The organism is Thioclava electrotropha (assembly GCF_002085925.2).
Classification (GTDB): domain Bacteria; phylum Pseudomonadota; class Alphaproteobacteria; order Rhodobacterales; family Rhodobacteraceae; genus Thioclava; species Thioclava electrotropha.
Genome location: NZ_CP053562.1, coordinates 2,074,678 through 2,092,706 on the forward strand (window position 1 = coordinate 2,074,678; position 18,029 = coordinate 2,092,706).

An 18,029-nucleotide genomic window follows, 5' to 3' on the forward strand; every position below is an offset into this window, starting at 1 on the left:
GGGGCCAGATGTCACCGATCTTGCAGGGTCTGATTACGATCGCGCTTGGGGTGGGCGGCTGCGTCGCCTATTTCTACGCCGCGAATATCGTCCTCGACAAAGTCATCTTCCCGCCGAGCGGCAAAGACCCGGGGCGCAATATCAACCGCGCGAACATGGTCCGCCCTTGGCTGTTCCTGTTCCCGGCGATCTTCGCGCTCGGTCTGTATCTGGCCTATCCGGTGGTCGGCTCGTTCTGGCGCTCGCTGTTCAACCGCGACGGCGGCACTTTCGTGGGCCTTGGCAATTACGAACGGCTCGCGATGGATCCGAGCTTCCGTCAGGCCGTGTTCAACAACTTCCTCTGGGTGCTGGTGGTGCCCGCGCTCGCGACCTTCCTCGGTCTGCTGGCAGCGCAGCTCACCGACCGCATCAAATGGGGTAACATCGCGAAATCGCTAATCTTCATGCCGATGGCGATTTCCTTCGTGGGCGCCTCGCTGATCTGGAAATTCGTCTATGCCGTGAACCCCGATATCGGGATGATCAACGCGATCCGCGTGGCCTTCCACATGCAGCCGCTCGACCCGCTGCAGGTGCCGTTCTGGAACAACTTCTTCCTGATGGTGATCCTGATCTGGATCCAGACCGGCTTCGCGATGGTGATCCTCTCGGCCGCGCTGCGCGGTATCCCCGAGGAGACGATCGAGGCTGCAGTGCTCGACGGCGCGAACCCGTTCCAGCTGTTCTTCAAGATCAAGGTGCCTCAGATCATGCCGACGATCGTCGTGGTCTGGACCACGATCACGATCCTCGTGCTGAAGGTCTTCGATATCGTCTACGCAACGACGGGCGGGAATTTCGGCACGCAGATCCTGCCCAGCTACATGATGCAATACATGTTCCGCGATGACGGGCGCGCGACGGCTGTGGCCTTCGTCATCATGATCATCGTGCTGCCGGTGATGATCTGGAACATCATTCAAGCCCGTAGGGAGACGCGCTGATGGCCGCTATCGCAGGACAGAAATCGCGCCTGACATGGGCGGTGCAACTCTCGGTCGTCTTCATGGTCGTGCTCTGGCTCGTGCCGACGGTGGGGCTCTTGGTCAGTTCCTTCCGCACGACCGACCAGATCAGCCAGTCGGGCTGGTGGGACGCGGCCTTCTCGGTGGAGAAAGCCTTCCGCGACCGCATCCCGGCCGACGGCGAGAAACAGGTCGACGGGCTCTATGTGCTCGAGGGCGATCTGCTCAATAACGGGCAGAACGCGAATGACCTGAAATCCGGCACGACGATCACCGCCTTCGGCACCTCGGGCATCAAGCCGGGCGCCTACAAGGCGGGGGAGACGGTCGATACCGGCGATGGCGGCACGCTGAGCGTCGCCAAGGACGGCACCTACAAGGCCACGTCGAAGACGAGCTTCGAGGGCTCGGGCCCGCGGGTCTATTTCGTGGCCGACATGCCGCCCGCCTTCACGCTGGCAAATTACCGCAACGTGCTGTTCTCCGACGGGATGGGGCAGGCCTTCATCAATACGCTGACGGTGACGATCCCGGCCACGATCATCCCGATCCTGATCGCGGCCTTCGCGGCCTATGCGCTGGCCTGGATGGAGTTTCCGGGCCGGGGCCTGTTGATCGCGGCGGTCGTAGGCCTTCTGGTCGTGCCGCTGCAGCTCGCGCTGGTGCCGCTCTTACGGCTCCATCAGGAGATCGGCATCGGGCAGAGCTTCCTCGGGATATGGCTGGCCCATACCGGGTTCGGCTTGCCGCTCGCGATCTACCTGTTGCGCAACTACATGGTCGGTCTTCCGCGCGATATCATCGAGAGTGCGAAGGTCGACGGGGCGACCGATTTCCAGATCTTCATGAAAATCGTGCTGCCTTTGTCATTCCCGGCGCTTGCTTCTTTTGCAATCTTCCAATTCCTCTGGGTCTGGAATGACCTACTTGTCGCGAAAGTCTTCCTTCCGGCGAACGACGCCTCGAAGGTGATGACTGTGAAGATCGCCGACGACCTTCTGGGGTCGCGCGGCGGCGACTGGGGCATTCTGGCGTCCGCCGCCTTCATCTCCATCGCCGTGCCGCTTCTGGTGTTCTTCGCTATGCAGAAATATCTCGTCCGCGGTCTGCTGGCGGGTTCGGTTAAAGGTGGTTGATGAAAACCCTTACTAAGAAAGAAGACTGGTGGCGCGGGGCCGTGATCTACCAGATCTATCCGCGCAGCTTTCAAGACAGCAACGGCGATGGCATCGGCGATCTTCTCGGGATCGTCCGCCGCCTGCCGCATGTCGCGAGCCTCGGGGCGGATGCGGTCTGGATCTCTCCCTTCTTCACCTCGCCGATGAAGGATTTCGGCTACGATGTCAGCGATTACTGCGACGTCGACCCGATGTTCGGCAACCTCGCCGATTTCGACCAGGTGATCGCGACGGCCCATGCGCTGGGTCTCAAAGTGATGATCGATTTGGTGCTGAGCCACACTTCCGATCAGCACCCGTGGTTCCAGGAAAGCCGGTCGAGCCGGGACAACCCGAAAGCCGACTGGTATGTCTGGGCCGATCCCAAGCCCGACGGCACGCCGCCCAATAACTGGCTGTCGATCTTCGGCGGTCCGGGCTGGCACTGGGACAGCCGGCGCGAGCAGTATTACATGCACAACTTCCTCGTGGAGCAGCCCGATCTGAACTTCCACAACCCGGAAGTGACGCAGGAATTGCTCAATGTCGCGCAGTTCTGGCTGGAGCGCGGCGTCGATGGCTTCCGCCTCGATACGATCAACTTCTACATGCATGACGACGAGCTGCGCGATAACCCGCCGCTGCCGCCGGAAGAGCGTAACGACCAGACCGCGCCCAAGGTGAACCCCTACAATCACCAGCGCCATATCTACGACAAGAACAACCCCGAGAACCTGCGCTTCCTGCGCAAGCTCCGGACGCTGATGAACAATTACAACGCGGCGGCCGTGGGCGAAGTGGGCGACAGCCAGCGCGGACTGGAGATCCTGGGCGAATACACCTCCGGCGCGGACAAGATGCAGATGTCCTACGCCTTCGAGCTGCTCTCCGGGCATGAACCGCTCAAGGCGAGCTATTTCAAATCCGTCTTCGACAAGGTCGATACGGTCGCCAAGGACGGCTGGGTCTGCTGGGCCTATTCGAACCACGACGTGGAGCGCCATATCTCGCGCTGGCAACTGACGCCGGCCTCGGCGCGGCTCTATACCTCGCTGATGATGTGCCTGCGCGGCTCGCTTTGCCTCTATCAGGGCGAGGAACTGGGCTTGCACGAGGCGGAGCTGTCCTACGAAGACCTGCAAGACCCTTACGGCAAGGAATTCTGGCCCGAATTCAAGGGCCGCGATGGCTGCCGCACGCCGATGGTCTGGGAACGCGACGCCGCCTATGCGGGCTTCTCGCAGGCGCGCCCGTGGCTGCCTGTGCCCACCACGCACCAGAACATCGCGACCGATGTGGCCGAGCACGATCCGGCCTCGCTCCTGCACCATTACCGCCGCGCGATCGGATTCCGTCGCAATCACGACGTGCTTCGGACCGGCGCGATGGAGGATATGTATTGCTCCGGTGACCTGCTGGTCTTCACGCGCAGGAACGAGGAGGAGACGATCCTGTGCTATTTCAACCTGTCCGATCATCCGGTGAACGCCACCGTTCCGCCGGGCAACTGGGTGACGGTCGGGGGCGAGCTGGGCTCGATCCGACCGATGCCCGATCACACTTTGCATCTCGGCCCATGGCAGCCGAGCATTCTGCGCCTCGACGAACACGAGGCCTGAGGGGGAGACTATGGCCGAACTCAAACTGGAAAACGTCGCGAAAAGCTATGGCGAGGTGTCGGTTCTCGAGAACATCAACCTCGACATCAAAGCGGGCGAGCTGATTGTCTTCGTGGGCCCCTCGGGCTGCGGGAAATCGACGCTTCTGCGGATGATCGCGGGGCTCGAGAAGATCACGGGCGGCACGCTCGAGATCGACGGGGTGCGGATGAATGACGTGCCGCCCTCGAACCGCGGCATCGCGATGGTCTTCCAGTCCTACGCGCTCTATCCGCACATGACGGTGCGCGACAACATGGCCTTCGCCCTGAAGATCGCGAAGATGAGCAAGGACGAGATCGATGCCGCCGTCAATAAGGCGGCGGATATGCTGCAACTGACCGACTATCTCGACCGTCTGCCCAAAGCGCTCTCGGGTGGTCAGCGGCAGCGGGTCGCCATCGGGCGCGCCATCGTGCGCGACCCGAAGGTCTATCTCTTCGACGAACCGCTCTCGAACCTCGATGCGGCGCTGCGCGTCGCCACCCGGATCGAGATCGCCCAGCTCAAAGAGGCGATGCCCGATCGCACGATGATCTACGTCACCCACGATCAGGTTGAGGCGATGACGCTCGCGACCCGGATCGTGGTGCTCGCGAATAAGGGGATCGCGCAGGTCGGCACGCCGCTCGAACTCTATGAGCAGCCGCGCAACGAGTTCGTCGCGCAGTTCATCGGGTCTCCCGCAATGAACCTGCTCTCGGGCGAGATCACCGAGACGGGTGAGATGACCACGGTGAAACTCGATGGCGGCGGCATCGCACGCTCCACCATCGCGACGCGTCCCGAGGACCTGTCGCGGCGCGTGAAAATCGGGGTGCGCCCCGAGGATTTCGTGCCCATCGAGGACGCGGCGATCTACACCGGTCGCGTCGATATCGTCGAAGCTCTGGGCGAAGTGACGCTTCTCTATTTCGAGGCCGAAGGCGGTCACGACCCGATCATCGCGAAACTGCCCGGCATCCATCACGACCGTCGCTATACTGAGATTTCTCTCGGCGCCGATCCGTCCAAAGTGCATCTCTTCGCGGACGGGCAGTCGCTTCTCTACCGCTGACGGACGCAAACAGGCCATCGCGCATCCCTCTGCCCGTTAGTTTGAAGCGAGATAAACGGGCGGAGGCAATCATGGCCGATTCGGAACTGGGTGAACGTGTGGGGCGTCGCGCGCGCGGTGGTGGCGGGGCAGCCCGTCGGGCCGAACGCACGGCCGTGAAGGTGGAGTTCTCGCGCTTCATCACGCGCAACATTCCCGACATGGAAATCCTGAACGAGGAAGCCCTCGAGCTCATCGAGCATAACGCGGAAACCGTGCTCGAAGAGATCGGCGTCAACTTCGTCGAGAACCCCGAAGCGCTGGAACGCTGGCGCGAGGCCGGTGCCTCGATCGAAGGAGAGCGCGTGCGCATCCCGCGCGGCCTTGCCCGCAAGCTCTGCGCGACCGCGCCGTCGCAATTCACCCAGCACGCCCGCAACCCCGAGCGCAATGTCGAGATCGGCGGGCGCAACCTCGTCATCGCCCCGGTCTACGGCCCTCCCTTCGTGCGCGACAGCCAGGGTGGCCGCCGCTACGCGACGATCGAGGATTTCCGGAACTTCGTGAAACTCGGCTACATGTCGAAATGGGTCCACCATTCGGGCGGCACCGTTTGCGAGCCGACCGATGTGGCGGTGAACAAGCGCCATTTCGACATGCTCCACGCGCATATGACGCTTAGCGACAAGCCCTATATGGGCTCGGTCACCGAGCCCTCGCGTGCCGCCGACAGCGTCGAGATGTCGAAGATCCTCTTCGGTGACGAGTTCGTCGACCAGAACACTGTGATGACCTCGCTCATCAACATCAACTCGCCGCTGACCTTCGACTCCACCATGATGGGGGCGCTCGAGGTCTATGCGAAGGCCAATCAGGCTTGCATCATCTCGCCCTTCATCGTCGGTGGCGCGATGGCGCCGGTCTCGGTCGCGGGCACGCTGACGCAGGTGCTGGCCGAGGTGCTGGCGGGCGTGGCCTATTCTCAGCTGATCCGTCCCGGCGCGCCGGTGATCTTCGGGGCGTTTGTCACCTCGATCGACATGAACTCGGGCGCACCGACCTTCGGCACGCCCGAAGCCTCGCTGATCACGCTGGGCGCGGGGCAGCTCGCGCGGCGTCTGAACCTGCCGTATCGCTCGGCGGGCGGCTTCACCGGGTCCAAGCTGCCCGATGCGCAGGCTGCTTACGAGACCGCGAATACGCTCAATAACGGGCTCTATGCGGGTGTGAACTTCATGCTGCATGGTTGCGGCTGGCTGGAGGGCGGTCTGGTCTCGTCCTACGAGAAATTCGTGATGGATGCCGACCAGCTGGGCATTCTGCACAGCCTCGCCAAGGGTGTCGACATCTCGGAGAACGGTCAGGCGATGGATGCGATACGCGAGGTGGGCCCGGGCGGTCACTATCTCGGCTGCGCCCATACGCAGGCGAACTTCAAGGATGCGTTCTGGCGCACCAAACTGCTCGATTACCGCCCCTTCGAGACCTGGGAAGAGCAGGGCGCGCCCGACACCATGGCGCTCGCGACGAAGCGGGTGGAGAAGATGCTCGGCGAGTATCAGCAGCCCGCGATGGACCCGAGCGTCGCCGAGGCGCTGGCGGCCTACGTCGCGCGCAAGAAGGCCGAAGTTCCCGACGCCTTCCTGTAACCGCTCAGTCTTCCTCGATCTGATAGTCCCGCGCGATCCCCTGGGTCGCGCGGCCCCATTCCGAGGCCTTCGTCCGCGCCTGATGCGCCTCGAACGCGGCCCGGTCGGTGAAGCGTTCCGTGACGGTGAAGACCAGCGGATCGGCTCCTTGCCTCACCTCGAACATCTCGCATCCCGGCTCGGCATGGGTGAGCGCGATATGCTCGGGCAGGTGAACGCGGACAATTCCGACCTCGGCGGCATCGGCGCAGATCAGGCGCCCGGTCAGTTTGACGGCCATCTTTGTCTCCCCAAAAGAAAAGGCCCGCGCCTTTCGGACGCGGGCCTGAAACTCACTCCCACTCGATCGTGCCGGGGGGCTTCGAGGTGATGTCGTAGGTCACCCGGTTGATGCCCTTCACCTCGTTGATGATCCGCGTCGCGGTCTCACCGAGGAACTCGTGGCTGAACGGGTAGTAATCCGCCGTCATCCCGTCGACCGAGGTCACCGCGCGCAGGGCGCAGGCGTAATCATAGGTCCGCCCGTCGCCCATCACGCCGACGGTGCGCACCGGCAGGATCGCGACGAAGGCCTGCCAGATCTCGTCATAAAGCCCATGCTTGCGGATCTGGTCGATATAGACCGCGTCGGCCTTGCGCAGGATCTCCAGCTTGTCGCGGGTGATCTCGCCGGGGCAGCGGATCGCGAGGCCGGGGCCGGGGAAGGGGTGACGGCCGATGAACGACGCCGGAAGACCCAGCTCGTGACCGAGCGCACGGACCTCGTCCTTGAACAGCTCGCGCAGCGGCTCGACCAGTTTCAGGCCCATCTTCTCGGGCAGGCCACCAACGTTATGGTGCGACTTGATCGTGACCGAAGGGCCGCCCGAAAAACTCACCGATTCAATGACATCGGGGTAGAGCGTGCCCTGCGCGAGGAAGCTCGCATCCTCGATCTCGCCCGCGTATTTCTGGAACACGTCGATGAAGAGGCGCCCGATCGTCTTGCGCTTCACCTCGGGGTCTGTGACGCCTTCCAGCTCGCCCAGGAACAGCTCGCTCTCATCGGCATGGATCAGTTTGATGTTGTAGTGGTCGCGGAACATCGTGACCACTTCTTCGGCCTCGTTCTGCCGCAGCAGACCATGATCCACGAAGACACAGGTCAGCTGATCGCCGATCGCTTCGTGCAGCAGGATCGCGGTGACCGAGCTGTCGACGCCGCCGGAGAGACCGCAGATCACATGGCTGTCGCCCACCTGTTCGCGGATCTGGCGGATCGCCTCGTCGCGATAGGCATCCATCGTCCAGTCGCCGGTGAAGCCCGCGTCGCGCACGAAGTTCTCGTAGAGCGTCTTGCCGTTGGGCGTGTGATGGACCTCCGGGTGGAACTGCACCGCGTAGAAGCGACGGCTCAGATCGGCGGTGATCGCGTACGGTGCGCCCGGCGAGGTGCCATAGACCTCGAAGCCCGGCGCGATGCGGCTGACATGGTCGCCATGGCTCATCCAGACCTGCTCGCGGCCCGCGCCATCCATGAACCAGCCGGTCAGCAAATCGATCCGCGTCTCGGTCGGCGTCACATAGGCGCGCCCGAATTCGGCGGAGCCGTGCTTGGCCTCCACCAGACCGCCCAGATCCTGCATCATCACCTGCTGGCCGTAGCAGATACCGAGGATCGGCACGCCCAGCTCATAGGCCGATTTCGGCGGCCGGGGAGAGCCCTCGCGCGTGACCGAATCCGGCCCGCCCGAGAAGATGATCGCTTTCGGGGCGAACTCTTTCAGGAAGGCGTCGGTGACGTTCTGATAGGGATGGATTTCGCAATAGACGTTAAGCTCGCGAAGCCGCCGCGCAATCAGCTGCGTGACTTGAGAGCCGAAGTCGATGATGAGGAGGCGCTGATGGTCTGTCATGCCGTTGGCATTAGGACGCGTTTTCGCGCTTGGCAAGAGGGCAGCTTGCGCGACGGTAATTTATCGCGCGGCGGCCCCCTTCCTCTTGGCAAAAATATCCCGGGGGGTGAGGCGGGACGCGCGGCCTTCCAGTGGAAGGACGCCCCGCCGAACGCCCGGAGCGCAAGCGAAGGGCCACGCAGCCGCGGGGGCAGCGCCCCCTCCGGGATCGCCGCTCAGCTCTCCGGATAGCCGCCCGGGATCAGCGGCCGGATCTTCAGCCGCGTGATCCGGTTGTCCTTGCGGCCTGCGACCTCGAAGCGGAAGCCGTGGAAGGAGAAGACCTGCCCCTCGGTCGGGATGGTCTGCGCCTCGTGGATCACCAGACCGGCCACGGTGTTGGCCTCTTCATCAGGCAGCGTCCAGTCGGTCTCTCGGTTCAGGTCACGGATCGTCATCGCGCCGTCGACGATGTAATCACCGCTCTCGGTAGGCTTCAGACGCTTCTCGGCCTTGGGATCGAACTCGTCGGTGATCTCGCCCACGATCTCTTCGAGGATGTCCTCCAGCGTCAGCAGACCGCGCAGATCGCCATATTCGTCTACCACCAGCGCGAAATGGGTGCGACGCTTCAGGAACTCCTGCATCTGCTCGTCGAGCGGCGTCGTCTCGGGGACGAAATAGGGCTTCATCATCACCTTGGCGATGTCGAGATCGGCGACGCTTTCCAACGTCCCGTCGCCGCCACGCACGACTTTCTCCACGGCGCGCAGCAGGTCTTTCGAGTGGATGACGCCCACCACGTTCTCGCGCTCGCCGCGATAGAGCGGCAGGCGGGTGTGGGGCGAGGACAGCACCGCCGTCAGGATCGTGTCGGGATCTTCCTCGATATCGATCATCTCGATCTGGCTCCGGTGGAGCATGATCTCCTCGACCGTGCGATTGCCCAGATCGAGCGCGCCCAGCAGGCGGTCGCGGTCTTCCTTGTCGACCGTGCCCTCGGATTGCCCCAGCGCCAGCGCGCCCGCGATCTCCTCGTGGATCGAGAACATATGGGTGTCCTTGTCGGTCCGCATCCCGAAGGCGTAGAGAATGCCGCGCACGATCATGCGTACGATGGCGACGATCGGCGCGAGGACGAGTGTGACCACGCGGATCGGACCCGCAACCTTCGAGGCGACTTTCTCGGGCAGGGTGATCGCGTAGGTCTTGGGCAAGACTTCCGAGAAGACCAGCACCAGCACCGTCATCACCACCGTTGCCAGCGCCACGCCCGATTGCCCGAAGACCCGCGTCAAAAGCGCGGTCGCGAGCGAAGCCGACAGGATGTTGACCACGTTATTGCCCAAGAGGATCGCGCCGATCAGCCGCTCGCTATCCTCGGTGACTTCCAGCGCGGTCTGCGCGCCGCTTTCGCCCTTGTCGGCCTGCGCACGCAGCTTGGCGCGGCTGGCCGCCGTCAGCGCCGTTTCGGAGCCGGAGAAGAAGGCCGAGAGCGCCAGCAGCAGAACGATGGCACCAGCGGTGAGCCAGAAGGCAAAATCGAGAGTGTTTTCCATGGTGTCAGGTTATGGGGCGCGGGCAGGGCGCATTCAAGCGGTGCCGTCACTTTTGCCGCGCGGTTTCGCCAGCGGGTGATGCGTCAGCACCAGCTCCTTGAGCCGTTCGTCGAGAACATGGGTGTAAATCTCCGTGGTCGACAGGTCGGCATGCCCCAGCAGCATCTGGATCGCACGCAGGTCCGCGCCACCTTGCAGAAGATGCGTGGCGAAGGCGTGGCGCAACACATGGGGCGTGACCTTGGCGGGGCTGACCCCGGCCTTCACCGCGATGTCTTTCAGCAGCTTGTGAAAGCCCTGACGCGTCAGGTGGCCTTCCTTGCCGCCCGAGGGGAAGAGGAAGCGCGAGGGCGGCGCGCGATGCTCGATCCGTGCCTGTTCCTCGGCCGCGTCGCGCGCGCTTAGCCAGTCGGCCAGCGCCTCGCGCGCCGGTGGCGAGAGCGGCACCATCCGCTCCTTGTCGCCCTTGCCGCGCACCAGCAGCATCCGCGGATCGCCGCGCGCCGAGGACACCGGCAGCGAGACCAGTTCGGAGACCCGCATCCCGGTCGCGTAAAGCAGCTCCATCAGGCAGCGATTGCGGATCTGGTCTTTCTGCGAGCGGCCCTGATCGCGCGCGGCCTCCAGCAGCGCCTCGACCTCCTCGAGGCTCAGCGTCTTCGGCAGGCGTTGCGCGCGTCCGGGGCCTGCGATGCGGATCGCCGGATTGTCGGCGCGCCAGCCTTCCTCATAAGCGAAGCGATAGAGTTGCCGGATCGCCGAGAGCCTGCGCGCGCGGGTCGATTTCGCCAGCCCCTCCGCCTCGCAGCGGATCAGATAGGTTTCGATATCGGCGCGGGTCAGCGTCGCGTAGCTCAGGCCCTTTGCCTGAAGAAAGCCTGCGAAGTCGTTGAGATCACGACCGTAACTCAGGATCGTGTTGCGTGCGGCACCGGCTTCGGCGGATTGCGCGTCGAGAAAACTCGGCAGCCATTGCGGATCGGGCGGCGCGTCTGAACCGGGTCCGGTCATCCGCGATCTCCCAGCACGATCAGCTCGATCGCGGCGCGCCGCGCGACGGTTTCGAGCCCCGCCAGTCGCAGCAGGCTCAGCCCGTCCTGCAGGCGCGGATAGTCGCCCTTCGCGCCGTCGCCCACATCCCCGATCGCTTCGATCAGCGCGAGGCCAAGCTGGTCGGGCAGCAGTCCCTTGTAGCGGTCGGGCGCGGCACCCGGCGGCGCATCGAAGACCGCCTTCAGCGCCTGATCGCGCGCGCCCGTTGCGGGGGTTGCGCTGGTATCGCCAGCGGCCAGCCCTTTGAGCAGCGCGGCCTGCGCCGAACTCTGCGTGCCTTTGCGGGCGTTTTCTTCGTAATTCGGGGTCAGCAGGCTCAGCTCATAGGCGAGGCGGCCCGCGCGGCCCGGCAGGTCCATCCCCGCGAGCTGGTCGCCAAACAGTGCGCCAAGAACCGGCGCGAGATCTTCCGAGGCCATCACGTCATAAGCGTCGGGCAGGGCGGTCGCGACCTTGTCGGCATCGCTCGCCTCAAGCGCCTCATCGAGCGCGCTCACGGCTGACACGCGATCCCAGAGCGCGCCGGACGCCGCCGCTTTGCGCTCGGTATAAAGTCCCAGCAGCCGGTTCGGATCGAGGACACCCGCGCGGGCCAGCCGCTCTGCGGCCTCCAATTGCGATTTCCAGCCGTTATTCTCGGTCAGATCCGCCTGCGCGAAGGCCAAAGGCAGCGTTGCGGTGGGCAGCGGCTGACCAATCGCCTCCATCATCTTGAACGCAAGCGGCGTGACGTGATCGGGGGGCGGCGCATCCCCCGCCTCTTCGGCCAGGGCCGGGTCGAGGAACTGCTCCAGCAGAGAGCGATCCTCCTGCGGGATCTGCCCCAACGCGGCGCCCGTGCCATAGGTCAACTCAGCCGTGTCCCACTGCCCGTTGCGCGCAAGGCAGAACACCCGCGCCGCGTAAGAGGGCGCGATGCCGGGTGTACGCTCGATGATCTTGCAGGCGCGGTTTTCCTGCCCAAGCAGCAGCGCCACGTCGAAGCTGCGGCGGAAAATCTCGGGGCTGGCCGTGCCCGCCTGTCCCAGAAGCGCATTGGCCTGTTCCAGCGCGCCCATGTCCAGAAGCCGGTCGATCCGGGCAAGGAACAGCTGGTTGCGCTGTGACGGCGTCTCGATCTGCGGCGGGTTCAGCTCGGCCAGCAGCAGCGTCAGGCTCAGCTCCCGCAGCGCGGGCAGCTGATCGAGCGGCATCGCCCGCAGCGCCTGCGCCAGTTCCGGCTCGGGCGTCTTGCCCCAGAGATCGCGCGGCAACCCGGTGCGATCCGGCGTCAACAGCCCCAAAGTATCGGCGGAGGGCGCGTCGAGCGAGAGCACCGCGATATCCTCGATCCCGCCCGCCCCGGTGACCGGCGCGGTCGAGCCCACCGGGCCATCGCGCGGTGCCGACTTCAGGGAATGTGACAGCCAGTCGATCGCCGACATAGGGCTGCTGGCCGTAGGGGTTGCGTCCGCCGCGGCATTCGATTGCGCGGCGGCGGGACCCGCCACCAGACCGCCAAGCGCGAACCCGCTCAGCCAGATCCGGCCAAGGGTCGCCGCACGGCGATCAGTTGCCACTCGCAGCCTCGCTGTCAGTGCCTGTCGCAGTACCTGCATCGGAATTACTCGTGCCCGCCATGCCCGAGCCGTCGGGCAGGGTGACTTCGATACGCTGTTCCTGACTGTCGGGGCTCATGTCGCCCAAGTAAGCAAAGCCGATCACGCCGATCGCGCCAAGCACCAGAAGGATGACGATAAGCTTGAAGATGCGCCCCATAATCTCTCTTTTCTGCCGTCTGTCGCGGCCCGTCCCATAACGTGTCTCTCGGCGGGCGGGCCGTTCTTGGTTGCGGTTTCGCGTTGATCATATATGGCATTTCAGGGAAGTTCACGCCATTCAAGGGGTCCTGCGTCACGATTGTGCAAGGCTCCGCCGATGGCAAGCCTTGTCCGTCCCGCCGGGATTGACAGGGCAGGAATACCGCAGGCGACGCGAGGCAGGGGGCGCTAGGTGGAAGGCGAAACCGGGATCGAGGGGCATCTGACGCGCTCCGTCGTGCTCGTCGGCATGATGGGCTCGGGCAAGACAGCGGTCGGCACCGCCCTGTCCAAGATGCTCGATTCGGCATTTCTCGACAGCGACCATGAAATCGAACGCGCCGCCCAGATGACCGTGGCCGAGATTTTCGCCCGCGATGGTGAGCCATTCTTCCGCGCCCGCGAATCGGAAGTGCTGGAGCGGCTGCTGATGGGCCCGCCCGGCGTGATCTCCACCGGTGGCGGGGCGTTTCTCTCCGAGAAGAACCGCGATCTGATTAACAGGCTCGGGGTCTCGGTTTGGCTGAAGGCGGATCTGGAGATCCTGTGGAACCGGGTGCGCCACAAGAACACGCGGCCCCTGCTGCGCACGGCCGACCCCAAACGGACGCTGAGCGATCTTCTGGCCGCGCGCATTCCGCATTATCAAAAGGCCCAGATCGTGGTCGAGGCAGAACCGGGCCTCTCGGTGCAGGGCATGGCGCGGAAGGTGGTGAGCCATCTGCGCGAAGTGGATGGATTGATCGAAGAGGTGAAAGATGCGTGAGATCGTGCCGGTCGAGCTGGGCGAGCGTTCCTACGAGGTGCGCATCGGCACCGGGCTTTTGGAAAACGCAGGCACTGAGATCGCGCCCTTGCTGCGCCGTCCACGCGTGGCTGTCGTCGCCGATCAGACAGTGGCCGATCTGCATCTCGCGACCCTGCGCCGCGGCCTTGGCGACATCGAGATGGTCTCGATGACCCTGCCGCCGGGCGAGGGCACGAAAAGCTGGCCGCAGTTCACCCGCACCGTGGAATGGCTGCTGGAGGAGAAGGTCGAGCGCAAGGATATCGTCATCGCTTTGGGCGGCGGCGTGATCGGCGATCTGGTTGGCTTTGCGGCCGCCGTGCTGCGCCGGGGCGTGCGTTTCGTGCAGATCCCAACCTCGCTTCTCGCGCAGGTCGACAGTTCGGTGGGCGGCAAAACCGGGATCAACGCGCCGCAGGGCAAGAACCTGATCGGCGCTTTCCATCAGCCCTCGCTGGTGCTGGCCGATCTCGACGTGCTCGGCACGCTCGAGCCGCGCGACTTCCTCGCGGGCTATGGCGAGGTAGTGAAATACGGCCTTCTGGGCGATGCGAAATTCTTCGACTGGCTCGAGGCGAACGCCCCCGCAATGGCCGCGGGCGATATGGAAAAACGCCTGCATGCGGTGAAACGCTCGGTCGAGATGAAGGCCGAGATTGTGGCCCGCGACGAGACGGAGGAGGGCGACCGCGCGCTCCTCAATCTCGGCCACACCTTCTGCCACGCGCTGGAGGCCGCGACCGGCTATTCCGACCGGCTTCTGCATGGCGAGGGCGTGGCGATCGGCTGCGCGATGGCGTTCGAGCTCAGCCAGCGCCTCGGCCTGTGTTCGCAAGAAGCGCCGAGCCGCGTGCGCGCCCATCTGCGCGACATGGGAATGAAGACCGATCTCGCTGATATCGAGGGCGACCTGCCGGGCCGCGACGCGCTGATCGACCTGATGGCGCAGGACAAGAAAGTGCTCGACGGCAAGCTGCGCTTTATCCTCGCGCGCGGCATCGGGGAGGCTTTCGTGACCTCGGATGTGCCACGCGATGTGCTGGCTGGCGTGCTCGACGACGCGCTCGCCGCGCGGTAAGCCGATTTCCCAGTTGCGAGCCGCGCGCTCCTTCTTTATACGCCGCTTCAGGCACCCATAGCTCAGCTGGATAGAGCGCTGCCCTCCGAAGGCAGAGGCCGAAGGTTCGAATCCTTCTGGGTGCGCCACTTCCCCCAGTTTCCGGAATTTCAGCGCCTTGGGGGCGGCACAGACGCTATCGAGACGGCCCCGAGACAGACCCGATGAGAGATGCGATGACGACAGATGACGCCCTGATCCGCGCAGCGAAGCTCTCGGTCGCGCCGATGATGGACTGGACCTACTCTAAAAAAACCGTTCGAAAACGGTAACTTGCTGTGTATCGGAAGCGTTCGTAGCGGTTTTGTAGCACGTTGTCACGCAAGCTGCAGATGCGCTGGCGAAGAAACTTTCGTGCGGTAGCGTTTCGCAAATCCGACTATCTGGTCGAACATGAACAATGGCCTGACGGCCGAATGGATGGCATCGTCTCGGCTCGCGCCGATGGCATGTGATTTCTGTTCCTTGGAGCATGCTGTAGGATAGTCAGCGAGCCGCCCCCCTTTGGGCCCTCGTTCATAACGAGTGTCTACAGGGTTTAGATTAGGAGGCGGGTTGGGATCTGCCAACCGAAGGCGCCGTGCAGGCCGCAGAGCACCGCGAATTCAATTCCCCAGTCGACCACATGAGGGAAGTCTTTACTAATCTTGTCGTACCGGCGTAGGCAGATGTTTTCCGGCGTCGGCGACCGCGAGATCGGCCTCAGCAGTCTCGAGGATCGGCGATTTGCAAGATGCTCTACCTGTACCCGGTTTTGGAATCGGTGCTCGCTTGCCTGTTTGACTGGCTTCGTGTTCCCATCGCCTGGAGAGCTTGATTTTTCTGCCGCATTCTCTGGCCTTTTCAAGGGCTGACTTTAAGTGCCGCTGACGGAGATAATAGCAATGAACAGCTGGACTATAAATTTCGACAGCTACGGCGATTATTACCGCGCCGAAGCTGAAGAAATCTCAGATGCAGAACTCCGCGAACGCGGGATGTCTGCACATGAGGTGCTGCGGGTGCGCAGCCTAAGTGATGTTGAGCGCTGCAAAGCGATAACGGCGTTTTTAGTCAAAGACGCGCTGAGCGAATTAAGGTCTCGGCATTGACTGCTGTATGATTTCGAGAGGGCGCGCATGCTCCCTGATTGATGGCGTAACATATCAAGACCCAGATGCTCAGAGGGCAGGGCGGCGCCATTCTTGCGCTTACATTTGTGAAACTTTTTGGGACGTGGCCAAGGAACGAAGGTCATAAGAAAGGGCGGCTTTTGCCGCCCTTTTGCGGGGTGCACCTGATTTCTCTATGCGGATCGCCACACGCGCAATGCATTTTCGACGCGCGCATAGGCCTGAATGGCCTCGTGTCTCGAATGTTGATCTCGGGTGGATTGATGGACGTAGATGTCCGCAGCCCAACTTTCGAAGACGTAGCCGAGAGCCAGAAACGCTTCGTGCGCCGCTTCGATCAGTCCTGGCGGAGGACTCGATAGGATCATAACGGCGACGCCCGCGAGATCACAGTCGGCTTGAGAGAAGTGCCGTTCAACCGAGACATGGAGAGGAACAACGCCGTACGTCTCAATGAGCCAGAGCTTCACGTCGCAGATATCCCGCTCCAGTTGGGCACAGCTCACCCCATGACAGGCCTCGGCATTTTCGATGTTGCTGGTGTTGAGCATGATGTTCTCCTTTTGTTGCGTGACTGCCATTCTGGCAGCTTTCAAGCCTGTAGGGTCTCACTTGTCTGGGCGCCTTTCTTGGTCCGGCGCTGAGCTGAAGGACTGTTTTTTTCGGTCTCTCAATTTGAAGATTGGCCAATATTTTTGGGACGAAGAAAAAAGTTGGGCGCGTCCGCAAGCTGCGTTGTTTAGAGCGTCGCGGCGGTTGCACCGGCTACTTGCCTATTGTGCGGATCACGTCAGCGATGCTGCCGACGACCGTCGCAATGCACTGGAAACCAATGCAAAGGGCCAGTAAAAAAGCCCTAATCAATGAGTGGGAGATGCCACTCGCATGCCTGGCTTGGCGTCGATTACGAAGTACTTGAGGCCGCCTGCTGCTGCGAGGCTCATGGACACCTCGCTCTCCGCTCGAAGCGTGGCTAAATAACTGGATCGGATCCTCGAGAGAAAGGGACATCTTTGCATAGTGGTCGGCGAGAACGGGACCGAGCTGGCCAGCAACGCGATCCTCGACGGGCTCACTCCGTGGGAGTATCACCAACGGTCGAAAGAGAACCAAACCCTGAACAGAGCTAATCTATAAGTGCGGGCTCCAAGGGGAGCAGCTTATCACCGCAATCCTCGACCCGATGCTCCATCACAGCCATGTCGTTATCATCCGCAGCGAGAGCTACCGACGACGCGAAGATATGACTGATCTTCAGCTCAGAGTGGAGGTGAGCAGTTCGTAGTGACGCCGAGGGATAAGTCGCTGACTTCGATTGAAAGTTCAGGATAAAATCTCTTGGCGGCATCAGTAGCGGACCGGACCGTCGTCAGAGCTCCACCAGTTGCTGGCCTTCTCTTCGCGTCGATCCTGGGCAACTTCCCATGCGATGCGCTTCCGTAGGCGATTTGCTCGATCGGAGGGCGTCTCGTGCTGACGTCGCTCGGATTCGGCAAGGAACCTATCGAGGCTTTCGAGCCGGTTCGCACCGCGCGGATTCTCCTCGTAGCGGCACCGCGCTTCGTCGATAGCTTCATCCAACTCGGCTGGTGTCATCAGATGCGCAGAACCCGCCCGCAACGCGGGCCGGAACCTGAGTTTCATGATGTCCTCAATGTCGGCGATGTCGGTAAGCGTGGGCTGCATTCATCTCTACTCCGATTTGGAATACACCGCCCGGCCGATTGGTCAGGCGCTCGTGTTTTCATTTTTTGCCGCAGGCGGCGTAGAGTCCGATCCGGGCATGAGAAGACTGCGCGGCTGTGGCTGCGCGTTCCAGAATCTCGATGGGAAAACACCAGCGGCCGGAATTGACACCCTTTCCACTGTAAATCTTCTCGCCGTGGCCTTCTTTGCGCATAGCTGCGACAACGCGCCGGGACAAACCGCACTCATGAGCATAAAAACGGTTTTTCGTATTCCCTCTCACCGGCGTCGGTTTCGTGGCCTGCGCCGCTGCACGCATCAGGTCGACCTGCTGATCCGAAGGCAGTTTGGCGATGGCCACAGCTTTGTCCTGATTCGTCATTATCGTCTTCCCTTTATTTGCCAGGACGGGGTTCCCGCCGCGCTTGCTACTTCTTAGAAGATAGATCCGACGCCGGCGTCACGGAAACGAAGTAGGGCGGAGAATGCGATCTTCGGAAGAAAAATGCGGGCGGATGCCGTTCGTTGCGCTTGG

18 protein-coding genes and 1 tRNA gene are annotated in these 18,029 nt (G+C 62.8%); 10 read left to right on the forward strand and 9 right to left on the reverse strand.

The window, feature by feature from the left end; all coding sequences use genetic code 11:
• Positions 1 to 8: 8 nt before the first annotated feature.
• The 5 genes from AKL02_RS09910 (at position 9) to AKL02_RS09930 (ending at position 6,507) form a co-directional block, all read left to right on the forward strand.
• On the forward strand, positions 9 to 986 hold the full coding sequence (locus AKL02_RS09910; protein WP_078520616.1) for a carbohydrate ABC transporter permease: 978 nt from the start codon (positions 9 to 11) through the stop codon (positions 984 to 986).
• Positions 986 to 2,143 (forward strand): carbohydrate ABC transporter permease, encoded by a 1,158-nt coding sequence (locus tag AKL02_RS09915; RefSeq protein WP_083079254.1) that lies wholly within the window; start codon positions 986 to 988, stop codon positions 2,141 to 2,143. The genes AKL02_RS09910 and AKL02_RS09915 overlap by 1 nt, the downstream gene beginning before the upstream one ends.
• Positions 2,143 to 3,783 (forward strand): alpha-glucosidase, encoded by a 1,641-nt coding sequence (locus tag AKL02_RS09920; RefSeq protein ID WP_083079255.1) that lies wholly within the window; start codon positions 2,143 to 2,145, stop codon positions 3,781 to 3,783. Before AKL02_RS09915 ends, AKL02_RS09920 begins: the two co-directional genes overlap by 1 nt.
• 10 nt (positions 3,784 to 3,793) lie before the next feature.
• Positions 3,794 to 4,879, forward strand: a complete 1,086-nt coding sequence (locus tag AKL02_RS09925; RefSeq protein ID WP_083079256.1) for an ABC transporter ATP-binding protein — start codon at positions 3,794 to 3,796, stop codon at positions 4,877 to 4,879.
• 71 nt (positions 4,880 to 4,950) lie between these two features.
• Positions 4,951 to 6,507, forward strand: coding sequence for a trimethylamine methyltransferase family protein (locus tag AKL02_RS09930; RefSeq protein ID WP_083079257.1), 1,557 nt, complete (start codon positions 4,951 to 4,953; stop codon positions 6,505 to 6,507).
• 4 nt (positions 6,508 to 6,511) lie between these two features.
• Here the strand turns inward: AKL02_RS09930 and AKL02_RS09935 are convergent, their stop codons facing one another.
• The 6 genes from AKL02_RS09935 to AKL02_RS09960 form a co-directional block, all read right to left on the reverse strand.
• Complete coding sequence (locus AKL02_RS09935; protein ID WP_078520621.1) at positions 6,512 to 6,787, reverse strand: putative quinol monooxygenase; 276 nt, start codon at positions 6,785 to 6,787, stop codon at positions 6,512 to 6,514.
• A gap of 52 nt (positions 6,788 to 6,839) precedes the next feature.
• A complete protein-coding gene (guaA, locus tag AKL02_RS09940; RefSeq protein WP_078572295.1) occupies positions 6,840 to 8,402 on the reverse strand; it encodes a glutamine-hydrolyzing GMP synthase in 1,563 nt (520 codons plus the stop codon).
• 215 nt (positions 8,403 to 8,617) lie between these two features.
• On the reverse strand, positions 8,618 to 9,940 hold the full coding sequence (locus tag AKL02_RS09945; RefSeq protein ID WP_083079258.1) for an HlyC/CorC family transporter: 1,323 nt from the start codon (positions 9,938 to 9,940) through the stop codon (positions 8,618 to 8,620).
• 33 nt (positions 9,941 to 9,973) lie between these two features.
• Positions 9,974 to 10,951: a site-specific tyrosine recombinase XerD gene (locus AKL02_RS09950; RefSeq protein WP_083079259.1), complete on the reverse strand. Its 978-nt coding sequence runs from the start codon at positions 10,949 to 10,951 to the stop codon at positions 9,974 to 9,976.
• Entirely contained in the window at positions 10,948 to 12,552 is a 1,605-nt protein-coding gene (locus AKL02_RS09955) for a hypothetical protein (protein ID WP_083079260.1), read from the reverse strand. The genes AKL02_RS09950 and AKL02_RS09955 overlap by 4 nt, the downstream gene beginning before the upstream one ends.
• Positions 12,542 to 12,751, reverse strand: a complete 210-nt coding sequence (locus AKL02_RS09960; protein WP_078520626.1) for a hypothetical protein — start codon at positions 12,749 to 12,751, stop codon at positions 12,542 to 12,544. Before AKL02_RS09960 ends, AKL02_RS09955 begins: the two co-directional genes overlap by 11 nt.
• Positions 12,752 to 12,985: 234 nt before the next feature.
• On the opposite strand from AKL02_RS09960, the gene AKL02_RS09965 reads away from it, so the two are divergent.
• The 4 genes from AKL02_RS09965 to AKL02_RS09980 all read left to right on the forward strand — a co-directional run bounded on the left by AKL02_RS09965 (position 12,986) and on the right by AKL02_RS09980 (position 15,787).
• On the forward strand, positions 12,986 to 13,558 hold the full coding sequence (locus tag AKL02_RS09965) for a shikimate kinase (RefSeq protein WP_083079261.1): 573 nt from the start codon (positions 12,986 to 12,988) through the stop codon (positions 13,556 to 13,558).
• A complete protein-coding gene (aroB, locus tag AKL02_RS09970; RefSeq protein WP_083079262.1) occupies positions 13,551 to 14,657 on the forward strand; it encodes a 3-dehydroquinate synthase in 1,107 nt (368 codons plus the stop codon). The genes AKL02_RS09965 and aroB overlap by 8 nt, the downstream gene beginning before the upstream one ends.
• A 51-nt stretch (positions 14,658 to 14,708) precedes the next feature.
• Positions 14,709 to 14,785: transfer RNA gene (locus AKL02_RS09975), tRNA-Arg, on the forward strand.
• Between the two features lie 795 nt (positions 14,786 to 15,580).
• Positions 15,581 to 15,787, forward strand: a complete 207-nt coding sequence (locus AKL02_RS09980) for a hypothetical protein (protein WP_083079263.1) — start codon at positions 15,581 to 15,583, stop codon at positions 15,785 to 15,787.
• Positions 15,788 to 15,981: 194 nt separating this feature from the next.
• On the opposite strand, the gene AKL02_RS09985 is transcribed toward AKL02_RS09980, so the two are convergent.
• On the reverse strand, positions 15,982 to 16,359 hold the full coding sequence (locus AKL02_RS09985; protein ID WP_083079264.1) for a hypothetical protein: 378 nt from the start codon (positions 16,357 to 16,359) through the stop codon (positions 15,982 to 15,984).
• A gap of 632 nt (positions 16,360 to 16,991) precedes the next feature.
• Between AKL02_RS09985 and AKL02_RS21300 the strand changes: the two genes are divergently transcribed.
• Positions 16,992 to 17,093 carry a hypothetical protein gene (locus AKL02_RS21300; RefSeq protein WP_408648136.1) on the forward strand — a complete coding sequence of 34 codons (102 nt, stop codon included), beginning with the start codon at positions 16,992 to 16,994 and terminating at the stop codon, positions 17,091 to 17,093.
• 62 nt (positions 17,094 to 17,155) lie between these two features.
• Here the strand turns inward: AKL02_RS21300 and AKL02_RS09990 are convergent, their stop codons facing one another.
• Together AKL02_RS09990 and AKL02_RS09995 are read right to left on the reverse strand one after the other, a co-directional pair.
• A complete protein-coding gene (locus AKL02_RS09990; RefSeq protein ID WP_083079266.1) occupies positions 17,156 to 17,494 on the reverse strand; it encodes a hypothetical protein in 339 nt (112 codons plus the stop codon).
• A 58-nt stretch (positions 17,495 to 17,552) separates the two neighbouring features.
• Entirely contained in the window at positions 17,553 to 17,876 is a 324-nt protein-coding gene (locus tag AKL02_RS09995; RefSeq protein ID WP_083079267.1) for a hypothetical protein, read from the reverse strand.
• Between the last annotated feature and the right edge of the window lie 153 nt (positions 17,877 to 18,029).

Bases quoted from the DNA above. Each gene is read 5' to 3' on its own strand.
- AKL02_RS09930 (WP_083079257.1), top strand. From the start codon at position 4,951: ATGGCCGATTCGGAACTGGGTGAACGTGTGGGGCGTCGCGCGCGCGGT.
- AKL02_RS09950 (WP_083079259.1), bottom strand. From the start codon at position 10,951: ATGACCGGACCCGGTTCAGACGCGCCGCCCGATCCGCAATGGCTGCCG.
- aroB (WP_083079262.1), top strand. From the start codon at position 13,551: ATGCGTGAGATCGTGCCGGTCGAGCTGGGCGAGCGTTCCTACGAGGTG.
- AKL02_RS09985 (WP_083079264.1), bottom strand. From the start codon at position 16,359: ATGCTCAACACCAGCAACATCGAAAATGCCGAGGCCTGTCATGGGGTG.
- AKL02_RS09935 (WP_078520621.1), bottom strand. From the start codon at position 6,787: ATGGCCGTCAAACTGACCGGGCGCCTGATCTGCGCCGATGCCGCCGAG.
- AKL02_RS21300 (WP_408648136.1), top strand. From the start codon at position 16,992: ATGCTCCATCACAGCCATGTCGTTATCATCCGCAGCGAGAGCTACCGA.
- AKL02_RS09945 (WP_083079258.1), bottom strand. From the start codon at position 9,940: ATGGAAAACACTCTCGATTTTGCCTTCTGGCTCACCGCTGGTGCCATC.
- AKL02_RS09910 (WP_078520616.1), top strand. From the start codon at position 9: ATGTCACCGATCTTGCAGGGTCTGATTACGATCGCGCTTGGGGTGGGC.
- AKL02_RS09990 (WP_083079266.1), bottom strand. From the start codon at position 17,494: ATGCAGCCCACGCTTACCGACATCGCCGACATTGAGGACATCATGAAA.
- guaA (WP_078572295.1), bottom strand. From the start codon at position 8,402: ATGACAGACCATCAGCGCCTCCTCATCATCGACTTCGGCTCTCAAGTC.
- AKL02_RS09915 (WP_083079254.1), top strand. From the start codon at position 986: ATGGCCGCTATCGCAGGACAGAAATCGCGCCTGACATGGGCGGTGCAA.
- AKL02_RS09995 (WP_083079267.1), bottom strand. From the start codon at position 17,876: ATGACGAATCAGGACAAAGCTGTGGCCATCGCCAAACTGCCTTCGGAT.
- AKL02_RS09960 (WP_078520626.1), bottom strand. From the start codon at position 12,751: ATGGGGCGCATCTTCAAGCTTATCGTCATCCTTCTGGTGCTTGGCGCG.
- AKL02_RS09925 (WP_083079256.1), top strand. From the start codon at position 3,794: ATGGCCGAACTCAAACTGGAAAACGTCGCGAAAAGCTATGGCGAGGTG.
- AKL02_RS09980 (WP_083079263.1), top strand. From the start codon at position 15,581: ATGAACAGCTGGACTATAAATTTCGACAGCTACGGCGATTATTACCGC.
- AKL02_RS09920 (WP_083079255.1), top strand. From the start codon at position 2,143: ATGAAAACCCTTACTAAGAAAGAAGACTGGTGGCGCGGGGCCGTGATC.